Below are 20,148 nucleotides of genomic sequence, written 5' to 3' on the forward strand. Positions count from 1 at the left end.
AGATGGATACAAACCGAAGACTGCTGAACGATATTCGGGTGGACCTGCATATGTGGCAGGCTAACCATTATCCCCCACATCAACAGTGGGTTTACACCTTTTCATTGATATTCGCTTTTGCGAACGGCGGGGTATGGATGTATCTGGACATCACCTGGTGGCTTCAGTGTACAGCCAGCTTTGGGGGAATAATCTTATTTCTGTGCTTATTCAAGCGGCTTTTCGACAGTAAACCCCGGACATGGCCTGATGCTCTGGACAGGAAACTGGCCCGGTATAAACCGCTTGACCCTGTGGCATGGCGGGAGTTACAGGCCTCGGTTGTGGAGAACCGGGTACTTACACGTGAAGCTGTGGAACGCTGGTATGAAAAGGAAAAAGCAACTCAGGTGGAAAGGCTGTCTGGTAAATCATCCGTAACGGGTCGCTTTCAGTTCCTTCATAACCATCCCGACAGCAACCCCGGCAAGGAGAGGAACCAGTGACGTTAAATTCCGAATCCTCCTGCATCATGAAATGTGCTTCTGACCTTCGCCATGTGTTCATTCCTTTTATGGTCTACAGCACTGAACTGACTGTCTGGGCGGTACTGATACGTAAAGGGGTGGTGACGTATGAGTGGAGTAGCTGGCGTGTTGGTCTGCTTGTTGCGCTGTTCCTTCTTTTCTGTACAGCAGCCGTTACTTTCGGGGAACGAATCGAAGGGATTATTTTCACATCCCTGGGGGTTATAGCGCCTTGGCTGATACTGCTTTGCTGTTCTTTGATTTGGGCGTTTATTGATATGAGCATGGCGCGTATGAATGTCGACCTCTTTCTGGCTGGCACTATTTTAAGCGCAGTGGCCCAGGCTGTTTTTATATTAGTCCTGCACCAGAAAAATTAAATCAACCTTATCCGCCCCCATTCCTTACTGGTTCTGCCATAAATTAACCGGAGTTATCCCATGAAAAAACTGATGGGCGCTGCACTGCTGTGCAGCGCGCTGACCGGCTGTGCCGGCATGAATTCTGATTTCGACTGCAATAAAACTGCAACTGACCAGTGCCTGACGACCGGCGAGGCCAACAAACTCGCCGCTCAGGGCAAAAGCCTGGACGAACTTAACGCCGGTAAAACCGCAAAAAAGCCTGCGGGTGAAACCCTGCCGGCACTGCGTAACGTGGCACCTGTCGTGAATGCGTCACGTCCTGTATCAGTCGCAGCAACCGGAACCCCGGCTACTCCGCTCATCGCGCCACGTCCGCTGGCCACGGCACCGGCAGGCACCATGCTGGCGGGCGTGATACCTCGCGTGAGTCCGCGTCCCGTTGTTCCGGTCACCCCTGTTAATACGGCCGGACGCGTACAGGTCCAGCGTATCCCGGATGCGACCCAGCGTCTGTGGATTGCACCGTGGGTGGATACGGACGACAACTTCCATCAGCCTTCTGTGGTTGAGTTTGTGAAAAACAAATCCCACTGGGACGAAAGCTTCCGTGTTATCGGGGAGGGCGGGGAATGAGCAGTGTCCTGGACAGCCTGATGGGGCTGATTGAGAGCGGGCGGCGTAAGGACGGTGCCGCGACCGCGCGTGCCAACCTTGAACAGACCTGGGATTATCCCTCCCTGGTGGCCAGTCTTCCTTATCGCTATTACGATGAAAAAAATGAGCTTTTCATCAATACCGGTACTGCAGGATTTGTTCTGGAACTGGCGCCGTTGCCGGGTGCCAATGAGCAGGTGATGGCTGCGCTGGATGACATGTTGCGTAAGAAACTCCCACGTAAAACACCGGTCACCGTTGTTCTGACCGCCAGTAAATGTGTGGGCGAGCGCATTGCGCGGGGTGTCAGTACCGACATGTGGAAAGGTCAGATGGCCGATCATCTGAATAACATTACCCGTGCGTTCTGGGAGCGTTCGGCACTCCACGGACTGGCCAATGAGCGTGAGTACCCGCTCTATCTGCGAAATTACCGTATCTTTATCGTCTACGGTAAAGCGGTGAAACGGTTCTCCCAGCAGGTGATGGATGACCTGGTTCAGATACGCAACACCATCCGTGTCTCCCTGGGGGCGGCGCGGATCGATTCCGTTAACACCGATGTGAATGCCTTCCTGTCGGTCATGCGTGAGCTGATGAACTACCGTCATGAGCAGGTCATGATGTCGCCGGGCGACTATAACGAGGACGAGTTGCTCAATCGCCAGGTGGTTGATCCTGCCATTGACCTGAGTGTTCACCCGTCACATATCCGTATCGAATTACCGGAAAAAATCGAAACAGACGGGACACGGCTTCCGGCCTCAGCCTGCCGGGTGGTGAATATGCAGCTAAGCAAAAATCCCCGCCGGTTTGCCCTCTGGCAGGGAGCCGATAATCTGCAGAATCTCCGCTTTCCTGATCTCGGTATTCCGTGCCCGTTTATGATCACCTGGACCACTGAACTGGAGGAGCAGACCAGAAGCCAGAGTGAGGCCTTTCGCAAGGATACGGACCTGTCCAAAAAGGCCAGCTCAGCCTACGGGGCGCTTTTCCCCGGGACCAAAAAAGCGGCAGACGAATGGCGTAAAACCCGTGAACAACTGTCGACCAACGAAATCGCCCTCTGCCGGACCTACTTTAACCTGACGCTGTTCACGCCCGACAATAATACGGAGGCGCAGAAGTGTGAGCTGGCCGCCATTAACGTCTTCCGTAAGAACGAGCTGGAGATGGTTACGGTGCAGTACCAGCAGATGCGTAACTGGCTGGCCGGCTTCCCGTTCGTGATGCAGGAAGGGATGTGGGAAGATCTCAAAATGACGGGGGCCACCCTGCGGGGGAAATCCTGGAACGCCGTGAGCCTGATGCCTGTGGTGGCTGAGCGCCAGTTGTCGCATGTGGGCATGCCGTTGCCGACCTACCGCAACCAGGTGGCTTTCTTTGATATGTTCGGGGAAGAAAACGGCAGCACCAACTTTAACATCGCTGTCACGGGAACCTCGGGGGCCGGTAAGTCATTCCTGACGCAGGGTGTTCTCCGTGATGTCCTGAATGCAGGCGGTTTTGCCTGGGTCATCGATATGGGTGACAGTTACAAGAACTACTGTCACCAGGCTGGCGGGGTTTATCTCGACGGTTCGAAGCTTCGCTTTAACCCGTTTGCTAACGTGAAAGACATCAGGCACTCCGCTGAAGGTATTGTGCGTCTGCTGACGGTACTGGCGAGTCCGACCGAGCCGCTGGATGTTGTGTGTGAAGCGATTCTGCAGAAAGCGGTGATGGATGCGTGGGAGAAAAAAGGCTGTAAGGCGCGTATTGATGACGTTTTCAGTTTCCTGACCAGCGCTGATGTTAATCAGCGCTTTGCCGAAAAACCGACCATCACGGCGCGTCTGGCTGAACTGGCCATGCTGCTGGAAACCTACTGCACCTGGGGACCGGATGGCGAATACTTCAATGCGGACAACCCGACGCTGGATGGTGACACACGTTTTGCCGTACTGGAGCTGCTGAGTCTGGAGAACAAACCGAAACTGCTCTCGTCCATTCTGTTTTCGCTCATCCTGGCGATTCAGGAAAAGATGTATCACAGCCCGCGTGACCTCAAAAAAGTCTGCATCATCGACGAGGCCTGGCGACTGCTCGGTGGCTCCAATCCCCATGCAGCCCGCTTTATTGAAACCGGCTACCGTACTGTGCGCCGTCACCGTGGGGCGTTCATCACCATCACGCAGGGCATCAGGGACTTCAGCGCCAGTAAAGAAGCGGAAGCGGCCTGGAACAACAGTTCGACCAAAATCACCCTCCTGCAGGATGCCAAAGCGTTCAAACAGTACCTCTCCGACAATCCTGACCAGTTCTCGGATATGGAAAAGGAAGTTATCCGGGGTTTCCAGCCTGCACTGCAGACCGGTTACAGCTCGCTGCTTATCAGCGCCGGGGAGTACAGCTCGTTTCATCGCCTGTTTGTCGATCCTGTTACCCGCGCCATGTTCAGTTCCCGTGGGGAGGACTTCGCTTATATGCAGAACGCACAGAAAGCCGGTGCCACGGCAGATGAGGCCGCATATCTGCTGGCCGAGAAGAAGTTCGGTGACGAACTTCGTGAACTTGAAGAATGGGTAAAAGCCGCATGAGTGAACAGAATGAACAACCGTATGAGGCCGCCACTGTCCGCGCAGGTATAAAGCCGCGGGACTGGCTGAAAGCCCGGAGCGTGAAAATAGCCGCCTGTGTGCTGATTTCACAGTTGGTCATGACCGGAATAACATGGGTATATATGAAATCCACGTCCCCGGACGTGGTGGTCTTCGACATGAAAGGCACCATCGACCTCTTTATGCAGCAGTCGGCACAGCTGCAGCTCGATGAAGGAAAAGCGAAAGTACTGACGGCCCGTTTCAACACGGCAATGTCTGACAGCCTGGCGGCGTGGCAAACCTCGCACAACGCCATCATTCTGGTGAAACCTGCGGTGGTCAGTCCGTTGCCGGATATCACACCCGATATTCGCCGCGACATTGCCCGGCGCACGCAGGAGGGGCAGTGAAGAAACGTCAGCCACTGATGGCATTACTGTTGCTGGCACTGTCAGCCGGCAGTGGTGCCAGAGATCTCGGTACCTGGGGGAACGTCTTTGAACCCGCAGAGCAGGACATGCTGGACTTTATTCAGACCCGACTGAAGGGGATGGAGCAAAGCGGGGAACTCGACCGGTTGCGGGAAGAAGCTACGGCGCGGGTGAAAAAAAATGCCGTTCGCCCGGCCCCGGTTGAGGGGCTGAGCCGGGCCGTGAAATACCGCAGCTTCCCCTGGGACCCGACATTTACCGTGAAAGAAACCATTACGGATATGCAGGGGAAAGTGATTGCCCGTAAAGGTGACACGATCAACCCGCTTGATAAGGTGCCCTTCGCCCAGGTGCTCTATTTCATCGATGGTGATGACCAGGCACAGGTGGAGTGGACCCGAAAGGAAATCGCCGGACAGACGAACAGCAAAGTTATCCTGGTGAACGGCAATATAAAGGAAACCAGTGATGCGCTTAATGAACGTATCTACTTCGACCAGGCAGGTATCCTGACCCGCAAGTTTGGCTTCTCACACATCCCCGCTCGGATATCCCGCGACGGTCGCATGCTGAACGTTGAGGAGATCCCCGTAAAAGGAGCAAAGAAATGACAGCCACAACGTTAGGTGATCTGTTCCCGGAAATGCGTCATGCGGTACCGGGACGGGAAAGAAAAAGCCATCCCACTCCAGAATCGCCGGGGAAACCCGCCCGTCATGTTACCCGTCAGGGAACGGCGGACCGGCTCAAAATGCTGTATCCCGAGATTGAATCCTGGAACCCTGTGCTGGTTACCCAGGCCTGGTTTAACTGGCTCAGGGAAAATCAGATGGCGCTGGTCGAACCGCAGGCGCGTGACGAACGCTTCCCGGACTATCTGGTCGGTCTGATAGTCAGGCATATGCAGGAGACGGAAGCATGGATTTAACGTCGTTCGGCTACCTTTTATGGGCCCTGCTGGTCGGGCTGCACTGTCTGGCGTCGGGCGCACCGGGAAAAAGGATGCACAGGTATTCCGGTCAATGCGAAGACAGCGGGGCACTGCCCCCGCAGGAGGAAGATGAACAGCCGTCCCCCTTTACGCAGGTAACCGTCAGTGTGGATGCACAGCCGGGCATGTTAACGCGCGATCTGGTGTATTGCCTGGCGCGCGCGACCGGCGCGTTGCGGACAAACGGACTGCCTGTGAGCACCGACGGATGCCACTATCACGGGGATTATGGTTACACCGGGGTCGCCGTCCCTCAGTATTCAGTGCACTGGCGTGTTCATGCCCGCCTGTGCACTGACCAGCAGGCTTTTTTTCCTGATAAGGACGGTCCGTCACTTCCGCCCTGGCTGGAAATGGCGGGGCGGTTGTCGCAGGGGAGTCTGGCCCGCCATATTTATGTGATCCTCCAGGGGACACCCCGCACCTCCTGCGACACACTGGCCTGGTTTCTGACTGAGGCGGCAGACGCGATTGCGGCGGGCGCGTCAGAGGGCAGCAATTTTGATGAGCACCGCTGTGGTTACGCGTTCCTGGTTATCCGGCCTGCCTCGTTCTGATGTTTCAACCGCCCAGGCACTCAGGCTCTCCGGTGCTCACTGCGTGGCGCTTCGCCTCAGCCGGGCTCCCCTCCCGGTATCTCTTAAAACCCTGACAAGGTAATGCCATGAAAAAAGACCCTGAAGGTGAAAAGGGCCGGAATGTTGCCATCTCGTCATTACGCCACGATGAAGGTTCAGCCAGACAGCTGGATGAGATCCTCAATGAAAATCCGCTCTACAAACCTTCTGCCGTAATGCGCGGCGGCATTCTTGCCCTGTATGAAATGACCCGGGAACAACGGCTGGTCATCATCATGAAAGCGGCCAGCAACGCCCGGAACCACTGATTTTTCCCCACGCCCGCCATCATCCCGGTGGCCCGGGCATATCCGGAGATACCCCATGACCCATTCAACAGCGGTCGGACCGGTGGCGGTGACCCGTGACCGTAACGGCTTCTGGACTCACCCTCGCTATTTTAAGCCTGCTGGCGATGAAGCCTCCCGGGCTGATTTCAATAACTGGCTGCGCCGGAACAATCTGGTCTGCGCACTTTGCTGGCTGGAGAACGACGCCCCTCCCCATGTCACTGACGCCTGGGAGCATGGCGCCTGCGACATCAGTGAGTGGCAGCCCTCCATGCCTGCCGGCGAGGGCTGGTTTACCGGCTCCATTCACGACACGGAAGACGGACCCGTCTGTGTCTGGCTGCGGGAGGCACCATGAAACGCGGTGTCTGGTTTGCCGCGCTGATTCTGGCGCTGACGGTATGGACGCCGGGGCAGGTATCTGCAGCCAGCAGTAATGCCGGGGAGGGGCGGTGGGTAAACCCCATCTCGGATGTCTGCTGGAAGTGCCTGTTCCCGATGTCGGTCGGGAGTATCAAACTGGCGTCCGGACCGCAGCCGGATACCAGCAACCCCTCCATTCCCATTCAGATGTGTTCATACGGTGTGCTGTACCGGATAGGGCTGGCAATTGGCTACTGGGAGCCCACAGCCATGACGGATGTGACCCGCGAGCCCGGGGTGATGGTCAACATGGGGGGATTTAAGATAGACCTCGGGCGGACGGGAACCGGCACCGCCGGTCAGAGCGATCGACCCGCTGCCGGCGCGTTCTACCATGTTCACTGGTATAAATACCCGCTGATTTCGTGGCTGAGCATCATGACCAGCACCGGTTGTTTTCAGGGGGGCGACATGGATATTGCCTACATGTCTGAAGTCGACCCGCTCTGGAATGACAGTACGCTGTCCATGATGATTAACCCGGAGGCCGCACTGTTTGGCAACCTGATTGCGCAGGCGGCCTGTGCGGCCGATGCGGTGGCCAGTACCGCTGGCGTACCGTTATCTCCCCTGTTCTGGTGTGCCGGCAGCCAGGGAAGCATGTATCCCTTTACGGGGTATACCAGCGGGGAGTTTTCGCCGCTGGAATCCTCACTGCTGGTCAGTGAGAGAATGGCCTTCAAGCTACACCGGGAAGGTCTGGTGATGAATACGGTGGGGGCTGATTATGCCGTGTGTTATCAGTATCCCTCACCCATCGCGCCGAAAGAACGCTGGCGTTACCAGATGGTGAACATGTATCCCGAAACCAACAGTTGCCACGCGTTTGGTGCCAGTACCCAGACCTGGGGGACACCGCACAACGCGCCCCATTCAAAGAAAAATTTCGGTTATCTGCTCTGGCGCAAACGCAACTGCGTCTATACATGAGGTTCCTCCCATGAACAAGACTCTGTACCGGGTACTGCTTGCCAGTGCCCTGATGGCCTGTACGTCGCTGGTCTCAGCCAGCGAGCAGGCAGGTGTGTCCCCACGGGATATGACGTGGATGAAAAAACAACAGCAGGCGATGGACGCGTTTAAACAGAATCTTCAGGGCCAGACCCTGTCTCTGCCGCCGGAACAACAGGCGCTGATAAACCGGATGCAGGGGGATGTGGCCCGACAGCAGGGAGAACGCCCGGGGGGCGAAAAAAAAATGTTCCCTGCCATCTACTTTGTCAGCCTGGGGCTTCCCCGGGAAGGTCTGTTACCGATGCTACGGGACGCAAACCGTTACGGTATTCCCGCTACGCTCCGTGGACTGGTAAATAACGACCTGCGACAGACCGCCAGCGCGATGTTTGAACTGTCCAAAGAGGATAAAAACATTGGTGTTCAGATTGACCCGACGCTGTATTCCGAATTCCACATTACGACCATACCGGCTCTGGTGGTGACCTGCCCGGGCCATTTTGATGTGATTCGCGGCAGCCTTCCGCTGAAACAGGCTCTGGAAAGAGTGGCTGAAAACGGGGACTGTGCAGCAACAGCCAGACAACTGTTGAAGGAGGGAGAATGAAAGCTCGTCTTGTCGGGGCGCTAATCCTGTTGCCCTCACTGGTGCTGGCAGATGCAACCAGTGATGCCTTTAATACCGGAGCGGAATTTGGGAAAGGGAATAAGGGACAGGGGACCAGTAGCCTGAAAAATCCGGACGCGGTCACGGGCGATATTCCTGGTTATACCTCAAACCCGCCGGAAAGTGGTTACTACGGCGGCGTGAAAGGCGGTGACGGCGGGCTGGCAGAAAAAGGGCAGAACGCCCTGCAGGACAGCCAGGCTGGTCAGGCGATTATCGACTCCGGGATCAAAAACCCGCTACCGGTGATTGACCCTGAAGCCCCTTTTATTACGGCAGGTAAAAGTGCGGAGTCGAATGCGGGCAATATGATCAACGGGACAGGAAACCCGCAGCAGTGCCAGGAATCGACGGTTTCAAAAACGACGTTTGAAAATTTCACCTGCGAACGTGACGTTAACTCTTCTTCAACCTGCTCCAGAACCGCATCAATCCAGCTCAGCAAATCAGGCAAAACAAAAGCAGCAGACTGGGTTCTGGATGCAAAGCAGTCAATAAAACGAAGCCTCACCGCTGGTTACTGGTATCAGTTCGATTTCGTTGCGCCGGACGACATGATTGTAACGAAGGGGAAAATTGAGGTTCGATATCCTTTAGGAACAGAGGGAGTAACAACTAACGATGACGTGCGCGTTAATGGCCTGGTTGTCCGCCCTGCTAAGAATATACCTATGCCAGTAACGTTTCCCAGAATGGATATTAAAAAAGGCCAGATTGTTTCATTTTCGACCCGACAATATTTTGGAAATTCTGTCAACCAGATGCCGGATGCTTGCAATATGTTCGGTTCGACGTGCGCCGCACTGAACTCCGGATTACTTGAGATAAGAGTAACGCTGGAGGCTGAGAAAGCACAGCCAGAATTGGTCTGGAATGAGGCGTGTGATTTTAATAAAACTACCGCGATTTCAATGAGTGGTTCTGTCTGTACTGAACCGGGAGGGGATAAAACGGTTTCCATTGACGGGCAGAACTACACCATGCACAGCGACTGCTGGAAATATACTGATAACTACATTGTATCGACTGATTCGGCTGGCAATTGTGGCAGTCTGATGAATGACAAAAATTGTACGAGAACAGGGCACACCTGTACGGAGATTGAATCCGGTTATTGTATTCATCAGAAAGAAACATGGCAGTGTCAGCGAACGTTCACGTCTGGTGGCGTGATTTGCGGGGGTGAGTACTTCTGCAAAACGGGGGACTGCAGTGATACCGGCGGGGCCGGGGATAGCGGGTTTGATACGGCGGTGTCAAAACTGGCCGGGCTGGCATCAGCGGCGGATGACGTGAAAAACACCCAGGATGGTATGGATGTTCGCGCTTTCACCGGTCAGGTCACGAGCTGCCGGAAAGCGGTCGCAGGCTTCTCAAACTGCTGCAAGGATTCAGGCTGGGGGCAAGACTCGGGACTGGCGGCCTGCAACAGTGATGAGATGGCACTGGCGAAGGCGAAAGCGAAAAAAATCACCGTCAGTGTGGGAGAGCGATGTGATCGGGCGGTGATGGGCGTCTGCCTCCAGAAAAGTAAGGTGTACTGCGTTTTCCAGGGCAAGCTGGCGCGCATTATCCAGGAGCAGGGGCGCCGGGATCAGCTGCATGTCGGCTTTGGCAGTGGTAAAAACCCGGACTGCCGGGGGATTTCGGTCAGCGAACTACAGGCTATCAACTTCGACCTGATCAATTTTGCTGACTTTTACGAAGACCTGATGAACAACCAGAAAATCCCGGATACCGGGACGCAGGTGAAGCTCATCAAGGACCGCATTGCCGCGCAGGTCAATCAGCAGAAGAGTCAGGGAGGCCAGAAATGAAGCCGTGTTTTTATGCGCTGGCGTTACTGGTCATCAGTCTGTCCGCCACGGCTGAGGACATTGTGATCCCGGCTGACCCGTTTACCGGCTGGTTCTGGTACAACGAGCCGAAAACGCCGCCTGAGAAACCACAAAAGACATCACCACCGCCCCCGCAGGCGGTTCTCGACCTCAGTAAACTGTCGGCGCAGGAGCAGGCTAAGGTCCTCCGGGGGTACACGATGGAGGCGCTGAACCGCGCCATCCTGTACCCCACGCGGGAGAATACGGCGACGTTCCTGCGCTGGCAGAAATTCTGGACGGACAGGGGGTCGATGTTCAGTCAGTCATTTGCGGCGGCGCAACTCAGCCACCCGGACCTGGATTACAACCTGGAATATCCACACTACAACAGTATGGCCCCGTTCGTGCAGACCCGTGACCAGCAGGCCCGGCAGAATGCGGTGGAACAGATAGCGCAGCGTTACGGCCTTTTCTACTTCTATCGTGGCAGTGACCCGATTGATATCCAGATGGCCGGCGTGGTGGCTGACTTTGCCAAAACCAACGGCATATCGCTGATCCCCGTTTCGGTGGACGGCCAGGTCGCCGCGTCGTTGCCACAAAGCCGGTCTGATTCGGGACAGTCCCGCACCATGAATATCACGCATTTCCCGGCACTGTTTCTGGTTGACCCGAAGGGTAAGACCTTCCGCGCCCTGTCTTACGGCTTCATGACACAGGATGAACTTTCCAAGCGATTCCTGAATGTGTCCACCGGTTTTAAACCCCAGTCTTAAGGATACTCCTGTGAATAAATTTGCCTTTGCGCGTGCCTCCCGGGCACTGCGCCGTGCCGTTTTCTTTTCCCTGGTGACGGCCCCTTCCCTGATGCTGTTTGTCCTGTTCATCATGCTGTCCTTCAACGAGTCGATTGCCGGTCGTTTTCTTTCAGAGGCGAGAACGCTGGTTGCGGATACTCCGGAAGGAAAAGTGAATATGTCCGTGTGTCAGGTCGTGCCGTTACCCCCCGAAGAAACCGGGGCGGAAACCGTGAGGCAGATAAAACCCGCCCCTCCGGTCATCTGCACCCGGGAGACTGTCCATGTGGATGCAATGGGCTGGCAGAAAGAGACGGACAGCGCCATTCGTTCCCTGTATCTGACGTCCGCCCTGCTGGGGCTGGTCATCTGGCTGCTATTCAACGGGTTCCCTGGTGTTTCCATTCCCCATAACGTTTTCAGGAAAATGAAATCATGAAATCATGTGTTGTAAGGCTGGTTCCTCTTTTCTGGTGGGGCATGGTGGCGAAGTGCCTCAGTGAGTTAATTTCGGTGTCCGTGACGTTCACCCAGGGCCTGCTGCTGTGGGCCGGGTATCTGATGTGGGCAGTGGCGGCTGTTTTGCTGGCCATCACCGCCGTGCACGAATGCCGGCTGAAATGGCTCGCCAGACGAGCCCGGGAGGTGACGCATGGCCGGTAAATTCGCTGTTAGTCTGCTTCTTATGTTTCCTCTGCTGGCCGGCGCAGGTGTCCGTGATGAGCTGGCCGCGCTGGATGCCGCAAAAACGAACGTTCCGGCCGGGGTATCTGCCAGACCGCAATCCGCCGTATCACCACAAAGCCTGATGGCGTTACCCGATGGTCGTCAGGCAAATATGAAGGACTATGCGGTGGTGTTGTTTATGCAGGCTCACTGCCAGTACAGCGCAAAATTTGACCCACTGGTTAAAGGCTGGGCCGATCAGCATCAGATAAAAATCTATCCGTATACGCTCGATGGAGGCGGTGATACATCGTTTCCCACACCGCTGATCCCACGAAAAACCGATCCGGCGTCTCCCATAGCGGATGAAATTATCACGTTCTTTGGCAACGGGCTGCCGATTGCCACACCAACGGCGTTCATGGTGAACGTCAATACGCTCAAAGCCTACCCGCTGACCCAGGGGATGATGGATATTCCCGCCCTTGAAAGCCGTATGGCCAGTCTCATTCAGGCTGACCTGGACAATGTTGACCCGAAAATGCTGCCACCCATGCCGGCAAGCAGCCAGGCTACCCCTCAGTAAACCAACCGGACTACAAAATGACCTCACATTCGTATGCGTTATCGCGTACCGGGCGCGTCTGGCTTTCATCCAGCTTGACGTTGCCTGTGTCCGCAACATGTTCTGGCTTCCCCGTCGGCAGGCTGGCAGAGACGTTTTTAGCAACGGAGCTGAAGCTACAGACGCCTGAACCAAAGGAGAATGCTAATGATTAAGCCACTGGCGGTCGCTGCCGGTATTTTTTTTACCGGTCTGTCCGTGTCCCCGGCACAGGCCGACGTCAATGGCGACCTGAACGGATTTTTTGGCAGTCTCGGCTACAACGGTAACGTCTCCCAGGCACAGGCCTGGCAGGGACAGGCGGCCGGTTACTTTTCAGGTGGGTCAGTCTACCTGCGTAACCCGGTGAAAAATGTCCAGCTTATCTCGATGCAGCTCCCGTCTCTGAACGCCGGATGTGGCGGGATTGATTCCTATCTTGGGGCTTTCAGTATGATCAGTGGCGAGGAAATCCAGCGCTTTGCCAAACAGATTATGAGTAACGCCCTCGGATATGCCTTCGATCTGGCACTGCAGACAATGGTGCCCGAGCTGAAGCAGGCCAAAGACTTCCTGCAGAAACTGGCCAGCGATGTGAACTCGATGAACATGAGTTCGTGTCAGGCGGCACAGGGCATCATCGGCGGGCTGTGGCCGGTGACGCAGGTATCCCAGCAAAAAATCTGTCAGGACATCGCCGGAGAAAACCACTTATTTGCTGACTGGGCTGCGTCGCGTCAGGGGTGTACCGTCGGGAAACAGGGCGACAATGTAACCAGCAAAGCCAGTGATGCTGAGAAAGACCAGGTACTGAAAAACAAAAATCTCATTTGGGATTCACTCAGTAAAAATGGGTTACTGGGCGGTGACAGGGCTCTGAAAGAGCTGGTCATGAGCACGGTCGGCTCCATCATATTTAACAAGGACGGCGACGTCACTATCCTGACTCCGCTGGTTGATAACCGCGACCTGATCAAAGTGCTGATGCGCGGCGGGACGGCAAAGGTGTATGGATGCGATGAAGCCTCACAGTGCCTGGGGCCGGTGGTGGCTAATCTCAGTATCTCCGAGTCACATGCCCTTGTCACACTGGTCAAGAACCTGATGCTGTCCATGCAGAACAAGCTGGTTGATGACCGGCCGCTGACCGACCAGGAAAAAGGGTTTGTGAACACCACGTCGGTACCGGTGCTGAAATACCTGACCAATGCCCAGAGTATGGGAATGAGTGCCACCTATCTGTTGCAGGTGTCCGATTTTATCGCGCAGGACCTGATGATCCAGTATCTGCAGGAGCTGGTTAAACAGGCCAGCATGTCACTGGCCGGAAAGAACTTCCCGGAGGAAGCCGCCGCGAAGCTGCGTGACAACGTCATTCATGCTCAGGGGCTGCTGGCTGATATGAAACTGCAGTCCGCCGCAGACCAGAATGCGCTGGATGGTATTGACCGCAACATGCAGTACCTGCAACAGCAGGTTTCCACGATCGTTTCGGGCTCATACCAGAGCAATTACCATTGGGGGGTGCGCTGATGCTTGAGATTTACACCATCTATGGCGGGGGGATGTGGAAAACAGCGCTGGATGCGATTGTCACCCTCATTGGCTCCAGTACCTTCAGTACACTTCTGCGCATGGCCAGCACCTTCGGGGTGCTGGCCGCCCTTGTCCTGTTTATCAAACAGCACAACCCGATGGTGTTTGTGCACTGGCTGGCTGTCTTTATGATTATCAGCACGGTGTTGCTGGTACCCAAACGCTCTGTGCAGGTTATCGATATCTCTGACCCGGGCGCGGTCTGGAAAACCGATAATGTGCCGGTCGGGCTTGCCGGGATTGCCTCGCTGTCGACCAGTATCGGCTACAGGATGAGTTCGCTGTACGACTCCCTGATGGCCAGACCTGACTCGGTGACTTACAGCCGGACGGGGATGCTGTTTGGCTCGCAGATTGTGGCCGAAACCAGTGATTTCACCACGCAGAATCCTGAACTGGCACAGATGCTGCCGGATTATGTGGAAAACTGTGTGATAGGAGACATTCTGCTTAACGGCAAATATTCGATCAACGAATTGCTGAATTCCACTGACCCTCTGACGCTCATCACCAGCAACCCGAGTCCGTTACGCGGTATTTTTAAAATGACGTCCTCTTCACGGCAGTTTCTGACCTGCCAGCAGGCGGCAGCGGAAATCAAAACCCTGGCCAATATTGAAGCGAACCTGGGGAGCGCCACCTTCACCTGGCTGACACAGAAGATATTTGGCAACAAGGTCAACGGGGCGACCCTGCTCGCGAATGCCATGGGAGACAGTTATGGTTACTTCTATGCCGGGGGGATGAGTGCGGCGCAAATCATGAAGAACAACATCACCAACACGGCAGTGCGCCAGGGGATAAAAGGATTTGCGGCACGGTCCTCGGATACAGCCAACCTGCTGAATCTTGCAACAGAAAACGCGGCGACCAAACAGCGTCTCAGTTGGGCATCCGGGACGGAACTGGCCACAAGGACGCTGCCGTTTGCGCAGTCACTGTTGATGCTGATCCTGGTGTGTCTGTTCCCGCTGATGATAGCGCTGGCAGCAACCAGCCACAGTCTCTTCGGCCTGACCACACTGAAGATCTATGTGGGTGGGTTCATCTATTTCCAGATGTGGCCCATCATGTTTGCGATCCTCAACTACGCCTCGAACTACTGGCTGCAGTCAAAGACCGGCGGGACACTTCTGGTCCTGGCCAACCGGGATATTGTGGCACTCCAGCATTCGGATGTGGCGAATCTGGCCGGTTATCTGTCGCTCTCAATACCGGTACTGTCGTATTACCTGACCCGGGGGGCCGCAGTCATAGGTTCCCAGGTGGCGGGCGGAATGCTCAGCTCGGCGGCGTTCACGGCAGCCGGCGTGTCATCAACCACGGCAGACGGGAACTGGTCGTTTAACAACATGTCGATGGACAATGTTAACCAGAACAAGATGGATACCAACCTGGTGCAACGTCAGGGCCAGCAGACCTGGCAGGCTGATAATGGTTCCTCGCAGACGATGACTGCCGGTGGTCACACGGTGATAGATGGTTCAGGGGCGATGTCAAACCTGCCGGTGAATATGCGGCTCAGCCAGCTGGCCAGCAGCGGGTTCCAGGAGTCCGCGCGGCAGTCGCAGGTTCAGGCGCAGACCGCGCTGGATGGCTATAACCACAGTGTCACCAGTGGCTGGTCACAGCTTTCGCAGGTGTCAAACCAGACCGGTACCAGCGACAGTCTGACGCAGGGCAGTGAGAACAGCCAGGTGGCTAACGCCACGCGTGGTGCCAGCATGATGATGTCGGCAGCGGAAAGCTACGCGAAAGCAAATAACATTTCCACCCAGGAAGCCTATAACAAGCTGATGGATATAAGTAATCAGGGTTCTGTATCTGCAGGTATTAAAGGTACTGCAGGGGGCGGTGTTAATTTAGGTGTCGTTAAATTAGGTGCTGAAGGAAGTGTTTCAGGCGACATAAGACATTCAACTGGCAGTTCTAGAGGGATTCAGAACTCAGACTCTCATTCACAAGATACGCGCCATGACCAGAACAGCCAGACTGTTAATGATTTCCGCCAGGGGATGGATATGGTTACCAGCAGCCGTGTGACGGACGGTTCAAGTCATGCACAGAATGCAGCGACCAGCAATGTCCAGCAGTTTGCCGCCACACTGAATGATGCGCAAAGCCAGTATCATCAGTACACAACCAGCTCCACCAACAGCAGCGAATTCAGCCGGATGGCAACGCTGGCGCAGAACCAGAGTGCCAGTCTCGATACCAACTACACCCAAGAGTTTGTGGACTGGGCTGCGAATAGGTATGGCGATAAGGCACAGAGTATGCTGACAAGTGCTCCAAGCGCGCGCGAAGCAGCGATGGAATTCGTCAATGAACGTCTTAAACCTGAAATTATGGGGGATTACCATCAGGGGCGGTCTGACCTTGAAAGTGGGGCAGAGCATCCTGCCTTCAGTGGCGCCCATATAGTTCACTCGTCATCGATGAGTGACAGTGACTCTGGAGCCCAGGTGCCTGCAGGCGGACCGTACTCTCCTGCTAACACGCAGACCGCAGGGCAGGGTCATGAAAGCCCGGGTGGTGGCTATGATGTACAGCATGATCGGGTGTATCCGTCAGGGACTCAGAGCGGTCAGGAGTATGAACAGTCAGGTTCGCGAGTCACAACCCGAACTTATACCGGGCAACCTGAACAACATTATGACCGGGAGGGGGGGAATAATCGCGGCATTTCTGGTACTTCAGCACCGTATTCTGGTTCAGGGGCAGATGTAACAGAGGCCCCGTCTCAGGGCCAGGGTCATGTGATTAAAAATGGCTCGCCAGGTGACATCCAGACGCGGGGTGGCACTGTTATCAGAGGGGGAAATGTTACCGGCAATGATATGCAGGACGTCTACAGAGAGAATGAGATGAGGTTACACGGTCAGTCCGGGCAGGGTTTTGGAGCGCAAAATGATTTACAGCGGCAGGTTGCGGGACAACGATCTGAAATTGAACGAAATATGAATAAATCTGCTGGCGAAATTGACAAAAAACAATCTACTGTTCAGGCATCCAGTGATATTCTGAAGGGAGAGAGCTTAATTGGTCAAAGTAGATTTAAACTTGGTCGTACTGAGGCTGAACTCGACCAATCAAGTAAATTAAACCCGTTTAATGATCTCCAACCTGATGAGTTACAGAAAAAAGTAGTTGAATTAAGGAAAAGAACAGGAGTGTAGGGTGAACAAAAAAATAAGTGCTTACTGTTGTTTCATACCAATCTGCATTTATGCGACTTATTCATTAAGCGAGCAACTGCTTTATGATGCGCAGTTCATGGCCAAAAGTATGGTCTTATCAATAATTCCCAGCTCGATATATTTGATATGCTTTTGGAAGTTACTAAGCGGTAATAAAGGTAGTGGCTTAAAAATCACCCTGCTTAGTAACATCCTGCTTACTCTGTTACTTACATCCTTAGTTTGTTTCGTGGGAAGCGATGCAGACAGTGTACTAATAGCTGGGATTGTCGTTCATTCGCTCATAGCTTTCGGCTATGCGGGTGTAGTCCTTCGTCCAACCAGCAGATATAAGAATAATATCATTCTAAGGGATGAAGAGACTGGCAGGTTATATGTCAGCAGAGGTGGAATGGTTCAACCATTTGCTGATAATGACACCCAATACATACTCACGGAAGACATGAAAATAGTTAGCTTTTCAGGTGGTGAAACGAGCTTTCAAAATAATGGTTTTAGCATTCCTCTAAATAGTTCCTCGAATGATGCTTTCGATCATGGGTTAGTTGTAAACCCTGCCTCGGGTATGCCAATGGCTGGAGGTATCTCAGGTTTGGATATACACGGGAACAGTTGGGGAACAAACTTCAATGAACCTTCAAATACGTATGACCCTAATCGTGGTTACTAAGTGAAATGGGAGTGATTGACTCCCTTTCCCACGTTTAGTTACGAATTCCAATTATTTAAAACCTAAAATATTCATCTAATCTGCCGATAACAGTCCTGTTAGCGCTCCGCCGTTAGCAGGACATTTTTTTATGCAAAGGAAAATACATGAAATTAAAACAATATGCCGTTGTAACTTTAATTGCCTCCACCCTGGCACTGTCTGGTTGTGGCGCCATGTCCACCGCGGTGAAAAAGCGTAATCTCGAGGTTAAAACGCAGATGAGCGAAACCATCTGGCTGGAGCCTTCATCTGAAAAAACAGTTTACCTCCAGGTCCGCAATACTTCTGACAAAGATATGTCCGGCCTTCAGTCTCAAATAACCAACGAACTGGCAGCAAAAGGTTATCGTGTCACCAGTTCACCTGATGGTGCTTATTTCTGGATTCAGGCAAACGTACTGAAAGCTGAAAAGATGGACCTGCGTGAAGCCCAGGGATTCCTGAAAACCGGTTATGAAGGGGCGGCAATGGGCGCTGCTCTGGGGGCTGGCATCACTGCCTACAATTCCAGCTCAGCAGGTGCGACCCTGGGTGTCGGGCTGGCCACTGGCCTGATTGGTATGGCCGCAGATGCGATGGTGGAAGATGTTAACTATACAATGGTGACTGATCTGCAAATCTCCGAACGCAGCAAAGCCAAAGTTACGACGGATAATATTGCTGCCCTGAAGCAGGGAACCTCCGGTATTAAGGTGCAGACCAGCACAGAAGAGGGAAACAGGGCAAAATATCAGACCCGCGTGGTATCCAACGCCAACAAGGTTAACCTCAAATTTGAAGAGGCGAAACCCGTTCTGGAAGCGCAGCTGGCCAAATCCATTGCCGGCATTATGTAACCTCTTTCAACTTCCCGTTGTCAGGAAATCTACCGCGCTGACGATGATGTCTCTCATCTCAGGGCGGTAACTGTGAATATCCTCCTCATCCAGCTCATGAAGATAAACCGTCTGAATCAGCTGTGTCATCAGAATGTATCGCTCACCATCGATGTTAACAACGGGATTGATTTTGCTCATCCCGGGTAATGACCGACGCCACCGGACAAAAGGAATAATGACCCGGGTGTTGAGATCGATAAGTTGATCGGACTGAGCGATGACGAAATACGGGTATTCCGGATTATCCGGCCTTCTGAATACTGTTCCCTGATTCATTTAAACACTCTCAGTCCTGCACTGCTGCGGGGAATACTATGTTCAGCGGTGAACTGATTCATGGCATCAATAGCCGCTTTATTCTCCTGTCGCCATCTGGCCTGACGTTCAGCACGGACCACGTGTTCAAGCGCAGAGTTAAGAGCAGCTGAAAGATTGATGTTAAGCATCTTCGCTTCGTCCACCAGGGCGGCATCCAGCGAAATGTTGGTGCTTCTTTTGCGCGACCGCATAGTCGTATTCATTGTCAAATCCTCTGCGCATCATCTGTGCGCATAAATATAGCGCATTTCTGCTCCTGAGCGTAAGTGCCCGTGGTTATCCCAGTGATATTTCGCTTCCTCACATGACTGCACAGGCGCAGTCCTGTCTGCGGCGAGCGCTGAATTATTAACAGCCAAAGGTCAATCATCATGAACTCATACAACTCCCGGACTGCCTTGTCCGTTCTGTCTTACGTCTTAATCACAATTGTCTCGACAATCCTGCTCCTGGAAATGTACGCCCCTGACATTATTAAGTATCAGTTGTCACACTCAATGTTCTTCTCATACCTGAATGCGTTGAAATACAGTGGGTTTCCTCAATGGGATGTTCTCCTCCCACTGACTACTTTCCTGCTCTGCCTTACTGGTGGTTTATTCTGCACCTGGTTCTGCGGATTTCTTCTGAAAGCCGGGGATGCAGTCTTATACGCGCTGCGTTGTCTTACTTCCGGTGCCCTTAAATCTCTGAGAACCCGGTTATCTGCCTGACAGATGAGGAATAACACAATGAAACCCTGTGTGAATGAAGGCTGTTCAGAGGAACTCTGGTCGCTCATTCAGCTGGAAAGCGAGCTGGTCAGAGCAAAGGCGTTTCTGAGCGTCTTTGATTCACTCCCCGAATATCATCGCATGGCGACCGTAGCCTACTGGGCAGGCTATGTGTTCACTTTCCGGGGCATGGAAGCCTGTGAACGCCATACCGTGGGTTATGTTGATGTGGCCGCATCGGTCCGTTTTCTGGCAATGCTGGTCAATGAAAAAGACTGGCGGGCCGGATGTCTGCAGGCGGAGTATGAACTGAGCCTGATCGAATAACCCGGATATTTTTTCTCCGGTTCTCTGTCGCTGCGAC

24 protein-coding genes are annotated in these 20,148 nt (G+C 53.9%); 22 read left to right on the plus strand and 2 right to left on the minus strand.

All coding sequences use genetic code 11. The annotated features are described in order from the left end of the window. Positions 1-2: 2 nt before the first annotated feature. The 21 genes from HV345_RS25740 (at position 3) to traT (ending at position 18,711) form a co-directional block, all read left to right on the plus strand. Positions 3-485 carry a hypothetical protein gene (locus HV345_RS25740; RefSeq protein WP_137366884.1) on the plus strand — a complete coding sequence of 161 codons (483 nt, stop codon included), beginning with the start codon at positions 3-5 and terminating at the stop codon, positions 483-485. Further along, positions 482-886: a hypothetical protein gene (locus HV345_RS25745; protein ID WP_008325085.1), complete on the plus strand. Its 405-nt coding sequence runs from the start codon at positions 482-484 to the stop codon at positions 884-886. The genes HV345_RS25740 and HV345_RS25745 overlap by 4 nt, the downstream gene beginning before the upstream one ends. 60 nt (positions 887-946) lie before the next feature. After that, complete coding sequence (gene traV / locus HV345_RS25750; protein WP_008325086.1) at positions 947-1,504, plus strand: type IV conjugative transfer system lipoprotein TraV; 558 nt, start codon at positions 947-949, stop codon at positions 1,502-1,504. Further along, complete coding sequence (gene traC / locus HV345_RS25755) at positions 1,501-4,104, plus strand: type IV secretion system protein TraC (protein ID WP_008325087.1); 2,604 nt, start codon at positions 1,501-1,503, stop codon at positions 4,102-4,104. Before traV ends, traC begins: the two co-directional genes overlap by 4 nt. After that, positions 4,101-4,517: a type-F conjugative transfer system protein TrbI gene (trbI, locus tag HV345_RS25760; protein WP_008325088.1), complete on the plus strand. Its 417-nt coding sequence runs from the start codon at positions 4,101-4,103 to the stop codon at positions 4,515-4,517. The genes traC and trbI overlap by 4 nt, the downstream gene beginning before the upstream one ends. After that, positions 4,514-5,149, plus strand: coding sequence for a type-F conjugative transfer system protein TraW (gene traW, locus HV345_RS25765; RefSeq protein ID WP_137366883.1), 636 nt, complete (start codon positions 4,514-4,516; stop codon positions 5,147-5,149). The genes trbI and traW overlap by 4 nt, the downstream gene beginning before the upstream one ends. Next, positions 5,146-5,466 (plus strand): hypothetical protein, encoded by a 321-nt coding sequence (locus HV345_RS25770; protein ID WP_008325090.1) that lies wholly within the window; start codon positions 5,146-5,148, stop codon positions 5,464-5,466. The genes traW and HV345_RS25770 overlap by 4 nt, the downstream gene beginning before the upstream one ends. Next, positions 5,457-6,086, plus strand: a complete 630-nt coding sequence (locus HV345_RS25775; protein WP_008325097.1) for a hypothetical protein — start codon at positions 5,457-5,459, stop codon at positions 6,084-6,086. The genes HV345_RS25770 and HV345_RS25775 overlap by 10 nt, the downstream gene beginning before the upstream one ends. A 107-nt stretch (positions 6,087-6,193) precedes the next feature. Further along, positions 6,194-6,415 carry a hypothetical protein gene (locus HV345_RS25780; RefSeq protein WP_008325098.1) on the plus strand — a complete coding sequence of 74 codons (222 nt, stop codon included), beginning with the start codon at positions 6,194-6,196 and terminating at the stop codon, positions 6,413-6,415. A 55-nt stretch (positions 6,416-6,470) separates the two neighbouring features. Then, entirely contained in the window at positions 6,471-6,794 is a 324-nt protein-coding gene (locus HV345_RS25785) for a hypothetical protein (RefSeq protein WP_008325099.1), read from the plus strand. Further along, positions 6,791-7,789 (plus strand): conjugal transfer pilus assembly protein TraU, encoded by a 999-nt coding sequence (gene traU / locus HV345_RS25790; RefSeq protein ID WP_181636729.1) that lies wholly within the window; start codon positions 6,791-6,793, stop codon positions 7,787-7,789. The genes HV345_RS25785 and traU overlap by 4 nt, the downstream gene beginning before the upstream one ends. Before the next feature lie 10 nt (positions 7,790-7,799). Further along, on the plus strand, positions 7,800-8,420 hold the full coding sequence (gene trbC / locus HV345_RS25795) for a type-F conjugative transfer system pilin assembly protein TrbC (RefSeq protein ID WP_008325101.1): 621 nt from the start codon (positions 7,800-7,802) through the stop codon (positions 8,418-8,420). Continuing rightward, on the plus strand, positions 8,417-10,297 hold the full coding sequence (gene traN / locus HV345_RS25800) for a type-F conjugative transfer system mating-pair stabilization protein TraN (protein WP_008325102.1): 1,881 nt from the start codon (positions 8,417-8,419) through the stop codon (positions 10,295-10,297). Before trbC ends, traN begins: the two co-directional genes overlap by 4 nt. After that, positions 10,294-11,076 carry a type-F conjugative transfer system pilin assembly protein TraF gene (traF, locus tag HV345_RS25805; RefSeq protein ID WP_137366882.1) on the plus strand — a complete coding sequence of 261 codons (783 nt, stop codon included), beginning with the start codon at positions 10,294-10,296 and terminating at the stop codon, positions 11,074-11,076. The genes traN and traF overlap by 4 nt, the downstream gene beginning before the upstream one ends. A gap of 10 nt (positions 11,077-11,086) precedes the next feature. Then, positions 11,087-11,536 carry a hypothetical protein gene (locus HV345_RS25810; RefSeq protein ID WP_137366881.1) on the plus strand — a complete coding sequence of 150 codons (450 nt, stop codon included), beginning with the start codon at positions 11,087-11,089 and terminating at the stop codon, positions 11,534-11,536. Continuing rightward, positions 11,533-11,760, plus strand: a complete 228-nt coding sequence (locus HV345_RS25815) for a hypothetical protein (RefSeq protein WP_008324899.1) — start codon at positions 11,533-11,535, stop codon at positions 11,758-11,760. The genes HV345_RS25810 and HV345_RS25815 overlap by 4 nt, the downstream gene beginning before the upstream one ends. Beyond that, complete coding sequence (gene trbB / locus HV345_RS25820) at positions 11,750-12,349, plus strand: F-type conjugal transfer protein TrbB (RefSeq protein WP_008324897.1); 600 nt, start codon at positions 11,750-11,752, stop codon at positions 12,347-12,349. The genes HV345_RS25815 and trbB overlap by 11 nt, the downstream gene beginning before the upstream one ends. Before the next feature lie 186 nt (positions 12,350-12,535). Then, positions 12,536-13,900, plus strand: coding sequence for a conjugal transfer pilus assembly protein TraH (gene traH / locus HV345_RS25825; RefSeq protein WP_008324895.1), 1,365 nt, complete (start codon positions 12,536-12,538; stop codon positions 13,898-13,900). After that, complete coding sequence (gene traG, locus HV345_RS25830) at positions 13,900-17,142, plus strand: conjugal transfer mating-pair stabilization protein TraG (RefSeq protein ID WP_137366880.1); 3,243 nt, start codon at positions 13,900-13,902, stop codon at positions 17,140-17,142. The genes traH and traG overlap by 1 nt, the downstream gene beginning before the upstream one ends. A gap of 1 nt (position 17,143) precedes the next feature. Next, positions 17,144-17,833, plus strand: coding sequence for a hypothetical protein (locus HV345_RS25835; RefSeq protein WP_137366879.1), 690 nt, complete (start codon positions 17,144-17,146; stop codon positions 17,831-17,833). A gap of 146 nt (positions 17,834-17,979) precedes the next feature. Next, positions 17,980-18,711, plus strand: coding sequence for a conjugal transfer complement resistance protein TraT (traT, locus tag HV345_RS25840; protein ID WP_137366878.1), 732 nt, complete (start codon positions 17,980-17,982; stop codon positions 18,709-18,711). 6 nt (positions 18,712-18,717) lie between these two features. On the opposite strand, the gene HV345_RS25845 is transcribed toward traT, so the two are convergent. Further along, positions 18,718-19,029: a CcdB family protein gene (locus HV345_RS25845; RefSeq protein ID WP_137366877.1), complete on the minus strand. Its 312-nt coding sequence runs from the start codon at positions 19,027-19,029 to the stop codon at positions 18,718-18,720. Next, complete coding sequence (locus HV345_RS25850; RefSeq protein WP_137366876.1) at positions 19,026-19,274, minus strand: type II toxin-antitoxin system CcdA family antitoxin; 249 nt, start codon at positions 19,272-19,274, stop codon at positions 19,026-19,028. Before HV345_RS25850 ends, HV345_RS25845 begins: the two co-directional genes overlap by 4 nt. 528 nt (positions 19,275-19,802) lie before the next feature. Here HV345_RS25850 and HV345_RS25855 point away from each other — a divergent pair. Continuing rightward, positions 19,803-20,111 carry a hypothetical protein gene (locus HV345_RS25855; RefSeq protein WP_137366875.1) on the plus strand — a complete coding sequence of 103 codons (309 nt, stop codon included), beginning with the start codon at positions 19,803-19,805 and terminating at the stop codon, positions 20,109-20,111. Positions 20,112-20,148: the final 37 nt, after the last annotated feature.

This window comes from Citrobacter sp. RHBSTW-00986, from assembly GCF_013783065.1.
Lineage (GTDB): Bacteria > Pseudomonadota > Gammaproteobacteria > Enterobacterales > Enterobacteriaceae > Citrobacter > Citrobacter braakii.